The sequence below is a fragment of the uncultured Marixanthomonas sp. genome, from assembly GCF_963974425.1.
In the GTDB taxonomy this organism is placed as follows: Bacteria; Bacteroidota; Bacteroidia; order Flavobacteriales; family Flavobacteriaceae; genus Marixanthomonas.
In genome coordinates, this window is sequence record NZ_CAXBCK010000016.1 from 16,119 (window position 1) to 31,270 (window position 15,152).

The following is a 15,152-nucleotide window of genomic DNA, read 5'->3' on the forward strand; positions in this document are numbered from 1 at the left end:
CTATGGCACTTCAGAAAAATGTAAGTATTAAAAACCGTAAAGCTCGGTTTGAATATGAAATTCTAGACACCTACGTGGCGGGAATTGTTTTGGCAGGCACCGAAATTAAAGCAATACGCGAAGGAAAAGCCTCTATTGCCGAGAGCTTTTGTGAATTTCAGAACAACGAGTTGTTTGCTATTAATATGACGGTTCAAGAATATTCGCATGCTACTAGTTTTAACCACAATCCACAAAGTGAACGCAAACTACTTTTAAACCGAAACGAACTTAAAAAGCTTGAAAAAGAGGTGAAAAACACGGGATTGACTATCATTCCGTTAAAATTATTCACCAACGATCGTGGTTTGGCAAAACTGCACATCGCATTGTGTAAGGGTAAAAAGGAATATGACAAACGAGAAGCTATTAAAAAAAGGGAAACCAAGCGGGATTTAAGCCGAATTAAAAAGGCGTTTAATAATTAATAGAACGCTTCGCTTTTAGATGTGAAATTCTAGAAATGATTCTTAAATAAGTTTAAAGAATATACCATTACTTAATTTCAAAGTTAGCACAAAACCGTAACAAAGCAATCAATTTCTCGTCTTACTAGAAAACCGCCTATCTATGACAAGATTTGTACTCGCTATTGCCTTACTTTCAACAATCATATCGCAAGCCCAGATTGTCGGGAAAGTAACTGACACAAACGACAACCCGCTTCCTTTCGTAAATATTTACTTAAAAGATTCCTACAAAGGTACTACTACCAACGATACTGGAAATTTCCGTTTGGATGTTTCTGATACAGCTGAATACGAAGTCATTTTTCAATTTTTAGGTTATAAATCGGTGACAAAAAGCATTGATGCTACTTCATTCCCATATGTTTTGAATGTGACCATGAAAGAAGAGTCGGTAAGCCTTGACGAGGTCATTGTCTCTAATGACGAAGATCCTGCCTACCGCATTATTCGTGAAACTATTGCCAAACGACAGGAAACACTCGATAAACTTTCAGCCTTTACAGCTGATTTCTATTCTCGTGGTATTTGGCGTGTAGAAGACCTTCCTGAAAAAGTATTAGGACAAGAGGTAGGCGATTTTGATGGTGCGCTCGATTCTACCCGTACAGGAATTATTTACCTTTCTGAAACGATAAGTGAAATTGCCTATCAACAACCCGACGATTTCAAGGAAAAGATTATCGCCAGCAAAGTGAGCGGTAATGACAATGGCTTTAGCTTTAATAGTGCGCAAGATGCCAATTTTTCGTTTTATGAAAATACGGTAGACCTCAACGCAGCCATTGTTTCACCCATTGCCAATAACGCATTTAATTACTATCGGTACAAACTCGACGGAATTTTTTACGAAGGCAACAAACTCATTAATAAAATAAAGGTGACTCCCAAGCGCCCTAAAGACCGTGTCTGGGATGGTTTTATATACATTGTAGAAGATGACTGGCAATTGTATGGTGTGGAGCTCAACACAACTGGTTCGGCCATTCAAGTCCCGATGGTCAACAAACTGTTGTTTAAACAAAATTTTAAATTCGATCCCAATACAGAAGCTTGGGTAAAACGCTCACAGACCATTGATTTTAGTTTTAAATTCTTAGGGTTTCAAGGTGATGGACAGTTTATTGCGGTGTACAGTAATTATGATTTTCAGCCTCAGTTTTCTGATAAATCATTCACCAACGAAGTGTTATCTTTTGGTAAAGAAGCCAATAAAAAGGATAGTCTTTTCTGGAAAGGAACACGACCAGTGCCTTTAACAGATGAAGAACTGCGCGACTACGTAAGGAAAGACAGCATACAAGAACTTCGGAAATCTAAAACGTATTTAGACTCGGTTGATGCTGTTTCCAACAAACTGAAACCGTTAGACATAATCACTGGATATTCCTATAAAAACAGCTATGATAAATGGAGTATGAGCTACAACGGTATCTTCCCAGGTATCAATTTTAACACTGTGCAAGGTTGGAATGCCAGCGCCGGACTTCGGTATTTTAAATGGTACGATGAAAACCAAACCGAATGGCTTTCCATTTACGGTGATGCGAATTATGGAATTTCAGAAGACAGATTGCGTTTTACTGGCGGAATCACAAAGAATTTTAATCGCACCAATCGATTACAATTGTCTCTTTTCGGCGGAAGTAAGGTACAACAGTTTAATGCCGAAGAACCTATTTCACCTATTGTAAATACAGTTTCCACCCTTTTCTTTGAGCGAAATTATATGAAGCTTTACGAACTGAATTACGCCAAAGTAGTATATAGCCAAGAACTGTTTAATGGGCTGCGTATTTTCACCAACTTTGGATACGAACAACGGAAACCACTGTTCAATAACACCGATTATGTAACCATCCCTAATGATGATGTTTCATATACTTCAAACAATCCACTAAATCCTTCGGACTTTGACAATGCGGCGATTGATGAGCATGATATCTTTAAAACGGGTATCAGAGCCGATATAACCTTTGGTCAAAAATATATGACGTATCCCGATGGAAAGTATAATGTAGGCAACAATAAGTACCCAGCACTTTCTGTAACTTTTGAAAACGGTTTGGGTGCTTCAAATGACGACTATAATTATAGCCAGTTACGAGCAAGCCTATCTCAATCTATTAATACAGGTAACAAAGGCGAGTTTGCATACCGCTTAAAAGGTGGAACATTTTTTAATGGTGATAATATCAGTTTTGTAGATTACCAGCATTTTAATGGCAACCAAACACGAATAGGCACTTCTTCAAGTTACACCAATGTGTTTAATTTATTACCGTATTACCAATTAAGCACCAACAAAAGCTATTTTGAAGGCCATTTAGAACACGATTTTAAGGGATGGATTCTAGGTAAAATACCCGGTATTAATCAGTTGAACTTTAATTTGGTAGCTGGAGCACATCTTTTGAGTATTGAAAACAATAAACCATACAGCGAATTTTCAGTAGGTATCGATAATCTAGGTTTTGGAAATTTCCGCTTTTTACGATTGGATTACGTTCGTTCCTATTATAATGGAACAAGCGATGGTGCCTTCGTTTTTGGGTTAAAGTTTTTAGGATTTTTAGATTAGTTTTTTTTAGAAATTATATTTGAACCAAATGCATAAAAAAAGCCACTTTTTCAAGTGGCTTTTTTTATACTTAACAATTAAACATTACTTACTCAAAAGTAATTTGTGAGAAGTGGAAGCATTTTCAGTTTGTACATTTACAATGTACATTCCTGCTGCCATTCCACTAAGGTTAATTTGATTCGCTCCAGTTTCGACAGTAGTTTGTTTTACTACTTTCCCAGTAACCGTTACAATAGTTACCGAAATTTTTCCTGAAACATTATCTGCCACTTCTACAGTGAAAATTCCATTTGTTGGGTTAGGGTAAATAGTACTAGTTGAAATTGCTTCAACGTTATTCACTCCTAATACTCCGCCACGTTCGTAAGAACCAATATCACGGTTTCCAACTAAACTGAAGTTTCTTTGATCTACAAAAGTATCTGCTGGATCACCATCGTCTATCCCTTCACTACCCGATAAAAGTTCGTGGGTAAAAGTAAGACCTCCGTTATCCTGCAAAGGACCTAAGTTTGGCGCAATTCCTTCAATATCATTTGAAGCTTCAGGGAACTCATCATTATCATCATTCCCTATTAAGTTATATCCATTTGAAGAAAAAGAACCTGATACATCTTGACCATTTGCAGCTGAATTGTTAGCTACAATGGTATTTTTAATAGAAGTTACTGATTCCGCTTCAATTCCGCCACCTTCTCCAACAGCTGTATTTAAGGCTAAGGTTACTGCATTAATATCCATTTCATCATTATTATAAACTCCACCACCGTCGGCAGCTGAATCATTTCCTGAAATAGTACTTCTAAGTATAATTGCAGAACCTGAATCATTGTTTAATCCACCACCATTATTTGCAGTAGCTGAATTGTTTGAAAGTGTAGAAGCTCTAAACTCAAGCATTCCGCCGTTGTTGTATATTCCTCCCCCATCTGGAGATGAATTACTAGCTACGGTACTTGTATTAACATTCATTGCTGTTCCACTTTGGTTCCATAATCCACCACCTTCATTGGCAGCTTCATTATTTAAAATATCACTTTCGTCTATATTGATAATTCCGCTCATTCCAGTTACGTGAATTGCTCCTCCATTTCCTGGGTTAGCAGTTCCGGCTCCTCCATTAACATCATTTCCTGTTAATTCAACATCTTCAATTATTAAATTTCCGTCGATGATTTCAATAGCACCACCGGCACGATTTGCAGAGTTGGAATCTAAGATAGACTCTGTAATGTTTACAGAACCATCTGTACTTAATATTCCTCCACCACTAGCTGAAGTTCCTGTAGCTAGGTTGTTGGTGATTTCAGTTTCATTCATAATGGTTAAAGTACCTCCATTATTGAAAACTCCTGCACCACCATCGTGTGCTTCATTTCCTTCGGCAGTATTACCATCTATTAAAACGCCATCAAGCGTCATAGTACCAACACTGTTCCATAAACCTCCACCTTCTCGGCTTGCTGTATTATTCGTTACAGAACCATCTGTCATTTCAACATTTCCTGGTCCGCTAATGTGTAAAGCTCCTCCATTACCTGGATTCGATGCGGCACTGTTACCGTCTAAATCAACATTAGTAAGTGTTACTGTATTTCCGGAGACGGAATTTTCTTCAATTCCACCACCTGCACGGACTGCAGTGTTTCCAGAAATAGTAGAACTACTTACTGTAAGTGTTCCTAAATTATTAAGGATTCCACCTCCAGAACCAGAAGTTCCGTCCGCTATATTGTCAGTAATGGTAGCTCCTTGTATATTTAATGTACCTTCATTGTTAAAAATACCACCACCACCTTCATCGGCCATATTACCACTTGCGGTATTTCCATCTATTGTAGTTCCGTCTACTGTCATGATTCCACTACCATTCCAAAGACCTCCACCTTCTAAATCGGCAGTGTTATTAGATATAGTGCTATCCATAATCATAGAATCTCCCGGGCCGCTAATATGCAACGCTCCACCATTACCTGGATTAGCTGCAGCACTATTACCATCCATATTCACATTAGTTAACATGATACTTCCTCCATTAGCGGAATTATGCTCAACACCACCACCTGCACGGCTAGATTCATTGTTAGAAATTTCAGAATCATTTACAGTAAGTGTTCCTTCGTCATTAAAAATTCCTCCCCCAGAACCTGATGTTCCATCTGCAATGTTATTAGTAATTGTAGCATCATTTAAAACTTCTAGCGTTCCACCGCTATTATAAATACCTCCACCACCATCAGTAGCTTCGTCTCCTTCGGCGGAATTTCCATCAACGTTTGTACCGTCCACAGTCATATTTCCTGTACCGTTCCAAAGGCCTCCACCTTGAAGTTCGGCACTATTTCCATTTACAGTACCACCTGTAATTTCAGCATCACCGGCTCCTGTAATATGTAGTCCACCACCATTTCCGGGGTTTCCTGTCGCAGGGTTTACCCCCGCATTATTGTTATCAAGATTTACGTTGTTAAGAATGATATTTAGACCATTATTAGAATTATCTTCAATCCCTCCACCGGCACGGTTGGCCTGGTTTCCTGAAATTTCAGAATCATTTACCGTTAAACTTGCTCCGGTATCAACAAATATTCCACCACCTGAACCTGACGGCCCGTTAGCTTCACTATTTGTAATATTTGAATCATTAATAATTAAATCGGCATCGATTATATAAATAGCTCCACCATCTTCTTCTAAACCATTTGTAATTGTTAAATCGTTTAAAGTCACGGGGCCATCAGTTATATTAAAGACGCGACCATTTTCGTCAGCGTCAATCGTTACACCTATTAATCCTCCTGTAATGGTTAATTCTTTATCTATAACAAGCTCACTGTTTAAAGTAACATTCGTTGTTAAAATACCAAATGTAATTTCACCGCCCGCAGGGGTATCAGCGATTTCTTGTCGTAAAGTTCCGTCAGATCCATCATCGTCTCCACTCGTTACAAGTTGGGCCGATGATGTGTTTGTGACAAATACCGTCAGTAAAATGACAATAATTGAAGTAAAATAATTTTTCATAGAGTAATTTTTAATTAAACTTATAGTTTCTTAGTAATTACTTACGAAAACAACCGAATGATTGGTTTTTTGATTATCAAGGTTTAACCTTATCTTAACAAGATAAAGGAACAGTTGTTAAATACTGAGTGTACAGTATTTTTTTAATTTTTATAATTTAAAATAGAAGAAAAGAGAAGTGATGTTCAGTTTCAAATAAATGATAAAATATTACTTGTATATAATAATACGTCTTGTTTATACCATCAATTTTTATCTTCCAACAACGGTACAAACCGGAATTCACCGTATTCATTTTTTTCAAACTCTTTTTCCGAGGTACGCGTAAAAACAGTCATAATTTGGTTCTTCTCCCCAACTGGAATAACCAACCTACCCCCTACTTTTAACTGTGCCAATAACGGATTAGGGACAAAAGGAGCACCGGCGGTAACGACAATACCATCGTAAGGCGCTTCTTCTGGCAAGCCTTTATAACCATCGCCAAATATTAATCGTTTGGGACGATATCCCAATTTTGGTAAAAAGCGTTTTGTTTTTTTAAACAACTCATTTTGCCGCTCAATAGAGAATACAATAACTCCCATTTCTAACAATGCAGCGGTTTGATACCCACTTCCCGTGCCTATTTCCAACACTTTATCTCCCTTTGTAACTTCCAAAAGTTCAGTTTGGCGGGCTACGGTATAAGGCTGCGAGATTGTTTGGTCTGCAGCAATAGGAAATGCTTTATCCACATACGCATGTTCAATAAAACCTGAATCCATAAACAAATGCCTAGGGATCGCATTGATGGCCTCTAATACGGATTTATTTTTTATTCCTTTGGCTTTTAAGGTTTCAACCAAACGTTTTCGCATGCCTTTATGGGTGTAGGTATCTTTCACTTTTAATCGATTTTTATTTTTACAAAATAAAGAACTTTTTACATATCAATAGGTCAAAATCGCGCTTATCTTTTTTGGCGAGTGTAAGTTGTTGGAGTATTGGGCTATTGAGTCTTCGATACTAATTTGTGAGCCCTACTGGTCTCCCAAATTCACTCGGACACCTATTATTTTTTAGCCTTATAGCATCTATTAGAAATGAATAAATATAAAGCAGTCTCGGCGCCTGAGTGCCCCGACAATAGGAGGGGTTTATCAAAGGCTCATTTTTCCATAAATTCAGCTATCTTTAAAACCTTAAAAAACATCCAATTCATGACAACCCGTTTTACGCTCCTCTTTTTATTTATTTCAGCTATATCATTCGCACAGCTTCAATCTCCTAATGAGTTTTTAGACTATAAAATCGGCACACAGTTTTCACGACATGCAGACGTAGTTAATTACTTTGAACACGTAGCCGAGAACAGCAATATGGTTACCTACCAAACCTATGGTAAAACCAATGAGCGTAGATTGCTTACCTACGCTATTGTTTCTTCAGAAGAAAATATCAAGAATATTGAAACCATTAGAACCAATAATCTAAAAAGTATAGGGATCGAATCTGGTTCTGCAAATCCTGAAAAAGCTATTGTGTGGCTTAGCTACAACGTACATGGTAATGAAGCCTCTAGTACTGAAGCGGCAATAAACACGGTATATAAATTGATTACTGAAAAGCAAGATTGGTTAAAAAACACAGTTATAATTATTGACCCATCTGTAAATCCTGATGGACGTGATCGATATGTGAATTGGTACAACCAAGTGAAGGCAACTCCCTATAATGCCTCGCAAGAAGCCATTGAACATCACGAACCTTGGCCTGGTGGACGCCCCAATCATTATCTTTTTGACTTAAACCGTGACTGGGCGTGGGCTTCTCAAGTAGAAAGCCGTCAGCGCATTAAACTATACAATCAGTGGATGCCACAGATACACGTAGATTTTCACGAACAAGGCATTAATAACCCTTATTATTTTGCACCAGCAGCCGAACCATTTCACGAAATTATCACCCCTTTTCAACGGGATTTTCAAACGCAGATTGGTAAAAACCACGCTAAATATTTTGACAAAGAAGGTTGGCTGTTTTTTACCCGCGAGCGATTCGACTTATTATATCCTAGTTATGGGGACACCTACCCTATTTACATGGGAGCCATTGGGATGACGTATGAGCAGGCCGGTCACGGATTTGCAGGTTTGGGCATTAATACCGACGAAGGATTTGAGCTTACCTTAGAAGATCGTGTGGCCCACCATACCACTACAGGACTTTCTACCATAGAAGTAGCATCTAAGAATGCAACTACATTAACTTCAGAATTCAAGAAGTTTTTCACCAATACCAATTTAAAATACAAAAGCTATGTGCTAACCGGAAAGCCAGATAACATTCATGTATTGACTGAATTATTAGAAATGCATCAAATACAGTACGGCTATACCAATAGTGGAACGGTTACAGGCTATAGTTACGCCGAAGCCAAATCAGGCTCTATGAAGGCTGAGAATGCCCTAGTAATAAGCACCAACCAACCGAAAGGAAAAATGGTGCAGGTTTTATTTGAACCTAAAACAAAACTTTCCACTCCCGTTACCTATGATATTACTGCGTGGAGCCTTCCCTATGCGTATGGATTAGATGCCGTAGCGAGCACCTCATTGGTTTCGGCTAACGGCAACCCAAATGCCACTTTTAAAACCAATACAGCAGTTTCAAACGCGGCAGGTTATATTGCTAAATGGAACAGTATGTACGACGCTACTTTTTTAGCAGATTTATTAAAACATGACATTCGGGTGCGTTTTTCTGAAAAGAAATTAAGCTTTAATGGAACTACTTTTGACCGTGGAAGTTTAGTAATTACGAGAAGTGACAACAAAAAAAATAAAGACTTTGATAAAACTGTAACCGAGCTCGCTAACAAACACAAACGTAAATTGTACGCTTCAAATACCAGTTTTGCCGATACGATGACCGACTTTGGTTCGCCCGATATTAAACTCGTGAACAAGCAACGTATTGCCGTTTTGCGAGGAGAAGGTACGTCTTCGTTAAGTTATGGTGCTATTTGGCACTTTTTTGAAAAGCAATTGGAATATCCAATCACTTCAATTAACACCGATGATTTTGAGGACATCAACCTACGGAATTATGATGTACTCGTGATGCCCGACGGGTGGTATAACGATATTCTGGATAATGATACTTTTAATAATATAAAAGATTGGGTACGCAGCGGCGGGAAAGTGATTGCTATTGGTGATGCCGTAGATAGCTTTGAAGGAAAAGATGATTTTGCCTTACAATTAAATAAAGACGAAACAAAACAAGAAGGTACCGATTCAACTAAAAGCAATAACCTGACTCCTTATGACCAACAAGAGCAGGAAAGCACAAAAGACATGATTACCGGAAGTATTTTTAAGGTAACCATGGACCCTTCACACCCAATGGCTTTTGGGTACGACGACACTTATTTCAGTTTAAAATTAGGGAACACCTCCTATCGCTTTTTAGATTCTGGGTATAATATTGGGTATATAAAAGGAGAAGCAGAAAACGTTTCCGGGTTTGCCGGTGAAGATGCCAAAAAGGGTTTAACCAACTCTTTGGTGTTTGGCGAAGACCGTTTAGGGCAAGGTTCGGTAATCTATTTGGTAGATGATGTGTTGTTCCGTTCGTTTTGGCAAAACGGAAAACTACTCTTTGTTAACAGCTTGTTTTTTGTAAATAATAATGCGTTTACACTGTAAACCAAATTCTTAAAATAGTGTAAAACAGCCTTTAAAAGTATGCGCTTTATAGTACCTTCGGAAAAAAGAGACATTATGAAACGTATATTTTTACTTACCCTAACAGTGCTATTTTTTACAGCCTGTAATAATTCAGAAAAAAAGAAAACGGAAGAAGCTCCTATGACTGCGGAAATGGAACAACCTGAAACGATGGATGAACCTGCTTCCGAAGATTTTATAGACATCACCCCTATTGAGCATGCCACGATGGTATTGCAATGGGACGATACGGTGCTGTATGTAGATCCCGTAGGTGGTGCCGAAGCTTTTGAAGGCCAACCAGAACCTGATATGATCTTGGTGACTGATATTCATGGTGACCATATGAATATAGAAACTATACAAGCAGTAGCAACCGAGAATACAATAGTTATCGCGCCACAAGCTGTGAACGAGAAACTACCAAAAGCATTACAAGATAAGGTGCAAGTAATGAATAATGGAGAGAGTGCCATCCATAGCGATATTGCTATTGAGGCAATGCCAATGTATAACCTTCGCGAAGAAGCACTGAAATTTCACAAAAAAGGACGTGGTAATGGCTATATACTTGAAAAAGATGACAAACGCGTGTATATTTCCGGAGACACAGAAGACATTCCAGAAATGCGCAACCTAAGCAATATTGACATTGCCTTTGTGTGTATGAATTTACCTTACACCATGCCAGTTGACAAAGCCGCTGAAGCGGTGTTGGCTTTTAAACCCAACGTTGTGTATCCTTACCACTTTAGAGGGACAGAAGGTTTAAGCAATGTGAGCAAGTTTAAAGACTTAGTAAATAAAGGAGATGCCTCCATTACCGTAACCCAATTAGATTGGTACCCTAATCAATAAAAAATAGACTCGTTTTATATCAAAACCATTACTTTCGTGATGGTTTTGATATTTTAAACAATGGCCAAACTAACACAATACCGAGAACAACAAAACTTGACCCAAGAGGAATTAGCTGAAAAAGCTGGAGTTTCGGTACGCACCATTCAACGTATAGAGGCTGGTGCCACCCCAAAAGGCTATACCTTAAAAACACTCGCCTCGGTATTGGGAATACCCGAAACATCCTTACAGAAAGATCCTCCTAAACAAAACCTCCCTACCCCACATTTGGTTAAAATCATCAACCTTTCGTCCTTGGCATTTTTTATTCTTCCCTTCGGGAATATTATCGTGCCGCTTGTTATTATGTACCTTAAAAAAGAGGTGAATACGCTTACCAAACAACTTGTTTCTATTCAAATACTGTGGACGATTATAGTATGCTTATTGATGATTGCCAGTCCGTTTCTTATCGACTGGCTTTCGTTCCCCAAACAAAGTATTATTTTTATACTGTTGGGTGCGATGGTTGTCAATCTTATCATTATCCTTCTACAAGCAAGGGAAATCCACACCCATAACAAACTCTACTGCAAGTTGCCCTTCAGCTTTTTATAGTCCTATCAAGATAATGTCGGGTTATTGTCGGGTAGTTTTTCAATTGTTTTTCTGAAATTTTAATGAATATTGCTCTATAGCCTCCTTAACGTTTTTAAAATAAACTTCCATAGCCATTATTTAAGAAGGCTTGGAAGTTTTTTTAAAACTTTGGGAATATTATTTTGAAAGGCCTTTTTTGGCCTATCAAAACTTTATCGTAAAATTTGAAGTGAAGATTCCGTAAAATTTTAGGCTGTTTGAACCAGCCAAAATAGTCTCCAAAGCACTGTTTTTAATGGTGAGTTCCTAAAATTTAGAAATCGAGCAAAAAATTTAGATAAAGTTTCGTAAGCCTAGATTTTTTTGGTTCGTTTTTTCATCAATGGAAAAAATGAACAAGTTACATATCTAGGACAGGATTGATTATTGTCCTTCAGTTTAATCATAACCACTACCCATACCCTATGAGCGATACCAAAATCAATTTTAAATACGTTTTAGCTACACTTGCTGCTGTTTTGTTTACGTGGCTGCTTCACGAGTTTGCACATTGGGGTACGGCTGAAGCATTAGGGTATACCGCTTTTATGAGCCTTAACGGCACTTCATTTGCTGACTATAAAAACATCACCCCTTGGCAGCATACCATCATTTCAGCTGCTGGGCCTATTATTACTTTATTACAAGCCGTAGTGGTTTTTCTCTTTTTGAAATATAACCGCTGGAATCTATACCTATACCCATTATTATTTACTGCTTTTTATATGCGACTTTTGGCCGGAGGGATGAATTTTATAAATCCAAACGATGAAGGGCGCATTAGCCAATTTTTAGGGTTGGGCACCTACACCATACCGGTATTGGTTAGTACCTTTTTACTGTATTTGTTATACTATATTACCAAGCAATACTCGCTTTCTTGGAGGTTTCAAGCCATCACGCTCTTATGGGTTATGGTTTTTAGCGCTATTCTTATCCTTCTTGATCAATTTTTAGGGGTTCAATTGTTATAAAAATCGAGTATTTTCCTGCCTTTACTCTAGTTTGCTTCGTGCTTTATTCGCAAAAACTCCATTTTTGGAAAATAACCCAAACCCGTGCCCGAAGGATCCCCGAAGGAACCCCGAACAAACCCCCTAGAATTTGGGGTGAAGTCTGCAACCGTTATCAACTGAATGCAGATGGATGCAACGACTGTCAATCACCATCATACAATTGCAGCAGCTAGTAGACTCGATCAAAGGTCGTCAAACGCCGTCATTTGTTGTCAAACTATACCAAAAAAATAACCCGATTTGCTTACTTGGGTTTTTTAGGTATATTTGAAGGGTACTCCCTTCTATAATTATTAATTAAAAACTTAAAATTGCTCATAGCATGCCAAATAAGGTAGATAAGAGCATTAAAAGTGCTCATATAAACGAGTTAGGCACAATTAGAGAAAATATGACAGAAAAATTACAATTAGTAAGCCAATCTACAATTGAGGGAATAAAAAATTTAAATGTAAAAACTGAATCTACAGATTTAGATTACAAGGAAATTTATACAATTTCGGATACAAAATCTAAAATTGAGTTTGCCAAAGATGTGCTTGCTTTTGCTAATTCTAAAGGTGGCTACCTAATTTATGGTGTGAATAATAGTTTTGAATGGATTGGTTTAGATGATAGAAGTGATAATGATACAGACGAAGCGAACATATCAAATATTTTAGACAACTATGCAGACGGAACTATAGAATTCATTACTAATACGTTAGAAATAGATGGAGCATATTTTTTTGTATTATATATCTTTCCATCAAAAATTATTATTCCCTTTAAGAAAGATGGACAATACAACAAAGCTTCTTGGAAAGCTGGTAAAAGCAAAAATGTAACTGTCTTTAAATCAGGAGATGTCTATTGCAGAAGAGGAAGTCGCTCAATAAAAGCTGACAATCTTTTTTATAAGCTAAAAAGCAACAACTTCAAAGTGATAGAGAATGTAAGTTCACAACCGATAATGTACAATGAATTTATTGGTCGAAAAGAATATTTAACCGATTTAAATAATAAATTAAACAACAAGAACAATCGCCTAATCCAAATTGATGGCATTGGTGGAATTGGCAAAACAACATTTGTTCATCATTTTGCAACTATGCTTGTCGAAAATGATGAATTTAAAAATCACTTTGACTTTATAATTTGGACAAGTTCTAAAAGAAATAAATACACACCTCAAGGAATTAAGGATTTAAGTGAATTCATTGCGAATTATTCAGAGTTATTGAAAGACATATATAATTTTGTAATCGAATTGGGACTAGATGAAAACGAGGATTACGAAATAGAAGAAACTGTTTTAAATTTTCTAAAAAACAATAAAGTCTTACTTATTGTAGATAATCTTGAAACATTAAATGACAAAGATTTGATTTCTTTTCTTGAGCATTTCCCAATTAATTCTAAAGCTATTTTAACTACTAGAGAAACTCTAGGAGATTTCTATATGTCAAGAATTAACTTAAATGGGTTTAATGCAAAAACAGAATTTCCAGATTTTTTAAATTCGCAATACAAATTGTTTTGTGGCGATGATAATGCATCTTTTACGAGCTTATATGGAGAAAACTTGGATGAACTCTATCTGTATACAAAAGGGATGCCTTTAGCAGGTCAATTAATTGCCCACCAGCTTTCTACAGGCACACCTATTAATACAGTACTTGAAAATTTAAAAAATGGCAATGCTTACGAAGATATTTTAAGGTTTTGCTTTAAAGGGTCAATTGACAAACTTTCAAACACCGAACAAGCTTTATTATTTGTGTTCTCTCTTTCAGAAAAAGAGGAACTTTTAACAATTGATGATTTAATATATATTAGTGGGTATTCAAGCGATGATATTGGATTAAAAGCTATTCCAAAACTTACAAAAATATCTCTTTGCTTGAAACAAAAAACAGAGAGTGGAGAAATAGGTTACTCAATTCCACACTTAGCTAAAATATTCTCAAAGCAATTTTTAGCACTAGAAAACGAACAAGAAATTATAAGTAATTATGAGAATTTTGTTCAGGAAAAAAGCAAATTTAATTCTGATAATTCTGAAAGTGTAAACTTATTCTATCGTTCTCAAGCAAAAAATCATAAAGAAAAAGTTGCAGCTACGGAAGCTCTTAAAGCTTTATCTGTTGCCTATTATGATTATGATACAGCGATTACTACAATTGAAAGATTAATTAAAGAGAATAGTAAATTTGCATTTCTATATTTAATTAAAGGTAAAATTGAAGATAGCGGTATTTATAAAGAATCCTATGAAAAAGCAAAGAAAGAATTTCTTATAGCTATTGAGTTAGATAATCAATTTTTAGAAGCTCTAATTGAGTTAGGTTATCTAGAATATAAAAGTCGAATAGGTAATCGAGATAAAGCAAAAGAAATTATACAATCAAGTATTGATTATTTTGAGAGAGCCCTTAAAATCAATAATGAAGACCAAAGAATATATTTAGGTCTCGCACAAGGTTACTCTATGCAAGCAACTAAAACTAGCTTTTATCATTCAAAACAAAAACGATATGAATTAGGTACTATAGCAAATGAGCATTTTGATAAAGCACTTTATATTGGAGAAAATCTTTCAAAAGTAGAGGTTCATTCGAATGCAATCACTTGTTTTGGTAAAGCAATTAACATTAGAAATAATATTCGAGATGATTTAAAAGCATTAGAAACTTGTGAAAAAGGACTAACATATGAACCTGAAAACACAAAGCTTTTGCAACTCAAAGAAGAACTTGAATTTAAAGTTAATCCTGACAATTACACTAAGAATGCATTTGCGGAAAAAGGCTGGAAAGTAAAATAACTGTACCTAACAACGTATCCTATG

At 36.6% G+C, this 15,152-nt stretch carries 9 protein-coding genes; 7 read left to right on the forward strand and 2 right to left on the reverse strand.

The window, feature by feature from the left end; genetic code table 11:
- Window positions 1-2: 2 nt before the first annotated feature.
- Both smpB and AACZ92_RS06195 read left to right on the forward strand, forming a co-directional pair.
- Window positions 3-467: an SsrA-binding protein SmpB gene (gene smpB / locus AACZ92_RS06190; RefSeq protein ID WP_339698601.1), complete on the forward strand. Its 465-nt coding sequence runs from the start codon at window positions 3-5 to the stop codon at window positions 465-467.
- Window positions 468-609: 142 nt separating this feature from the next.
- Window positions 610-3,087 (forward strand): DUF5686 and carboxypeptidase regulatory-like domain-containing protein, encoded by a 2,478-nt coding sequence (locus AACZ92_RS06195; protein ID WP_339698463.1) that lies wholly within the window; start codon window positions 610-612, stop codon window positions 3,085-3,087.
- An 84-nt stretch (window positions 3,088-3,171) separates the two neighbouring features.
- On the opposite strand, the gene AACZ92_RS06200 is transcribed toward AACZ92_RS06195, so the two are convergent.
- On the reverse strand, window positions 3,172-6,114 hold the full coding sequence (locus AACZ92_RS06200) for a T9SS type A sorting domain-containing protein (RefSeq protein WP_339698466.1): 2,943 nt from the start codon (window positions 6,112-6,114) through the stop codon (window positions 3,172-3,174).
- A 245-nt stretch (window positions 6,115-6,359) separates the two neighbouring features.
- Window positions 6,360-7,001: a protein-L-isoaspartate(D-aspartate) O-methyltransferase gene (locus AACZ92_RS06205; RefSeq protein ID WP_339698469.1), complete on the reverse strand. Its 642-nt coding sequence runs from the start codon at window positions 6,999-7,001 to the stop codon at window positions 6,360-6,362.
- A 315-nt stretch (window positions 7,002-7,316) separates the two neighbouring features.
- Here AACZ92_RS06205 and AACZ92_RS06210 point away from each other — a divergent pair, with 315 nt between their 5' ends.
- From AACZ92_RS06210 to AACZ92_RS06230, 5 genes are all read left to right on the forward strand, one after another.
- On the forward strand, window positions 7,317-9,806 hold the full coding sequence (locus tag AACZ92_RS06210) for a M14 family metallopeptidase (protein WP_339698472.1): 2,490 nt from the start codon (window positions 7,317-7,319) through the stop codon (window positions 9,804-9,806).
- A 75-nt stretch (window positions 9,807-9,881) separates the two neighbouring features.
- On the forward strand, window positions 9,882-10,685 hold the full coding sequence (locus tag AACZ92_RS06215) for an MBL fold metallo-hydrolase (protein ID WP_339698475.1): 804 nt from the start codon (window positions 9,882-9,884) through the stop codon (window positions 10,683-10,685).
- A 60-nt stretch (window positions 10,686-10,745) separates the two neighbouring features.
- The gene (locus tag AACZ92_RS06220) at window positions 10,746-11,285 is read left to right on the forward strand and encodes a helix-turn-helix domain-containing protein (protein ID WP_339698478.1); all 540 of its coding nucleotides are present in this window, start codon (window positions 10,746-10,748) and stop codon (window positions 11,283-11,285) included.
- 446 nt (window positions 11,286-11,731) lie between these two features.
- The gene (locus AACZ92_RS06225) at window positions 11,732-12,280 is read left to right on the forward strand and encodes a hypothetical protein (protein ID WP_339698481.1); all 549 of its coding nucleotides are present in this window, start codon (window positions 11,732-11,734) and stop codon (window positions 12,278-12,280) included.
- Window positions 12,281-12,644: 364 nt separating this feature from the next.
- On the forward strand, window positions 12,645-15,128 hold the full coding sequence (locus AACZ92_RS06230; RefSeq protein WP_339698484.1) for an RNA-binding domain-containing protein: 2,484 nt from the start codon (window positions 12,645-12,647) through the stop codon (window positions 15,126-15,128).
- Window positions 15,129-15,152 lie beyond the last annotated feature (24 nt).

Excerpts from the sequence above, each read along its gene's own strand:
- AACZ92_RS06225 (WP_339698481.1), top strand. The coding sequence starts at position 11,732 with ATGAGCGATACCAAAATCAATTTTAAATACGTTTTAGCTACACTTGCT.
- AACZ92_RS06200 (WP_339698466.1), bottom strand. The coding sequence starts at position 6,114 with ATGAAAAATTATTTTACTTCAATTATTGTCATTTTACTGACGGTATTT.
- AACZ92_RS06210 (WP_339698472.1), top strand. The coding sequence starts at position 7,317 with ATGACAACCCGTTTTACGCTCCTCTTTTTATTTATTTCAGCTATATCA.
- AACZ92_RS06195 (WP_339698463.1), top strand. The coding sequence starts at position 610 with ATGACAAGATTTGTACTCGCTATTGCCTTACTTTCAACAATCATATCG.
- AACZ92_RS06230 (WP_339698484.1), top strand. The coding sequence starts at position 12,645 with ATGCCAAATAAGGTAGATAAGAGCATTAAAAGTGCTCATATAAACGAG.
- smpB (WP_339698601.1), top strand. The coding sequence starts at position 3 with ATGGCACTTCAGAAAAATGTAAGTATTAAAAACCGTAAAGCTCGGTTT.
- AACZ92_RS06215 (WP_339698475.1), top strand. The coding sequence starts at position 9,882 with ATGAAACGTATATTTTTACTTACCCTAACAGTGCTATTTTTTACAGCC.
- AACZ92_RS06220 (WP_339698478.1), top strand. The coding sequence starts at position 10,746 with ATGGCCAAACTAACACAATACCGAGAACAACAAAACTTGACCCAAGAG.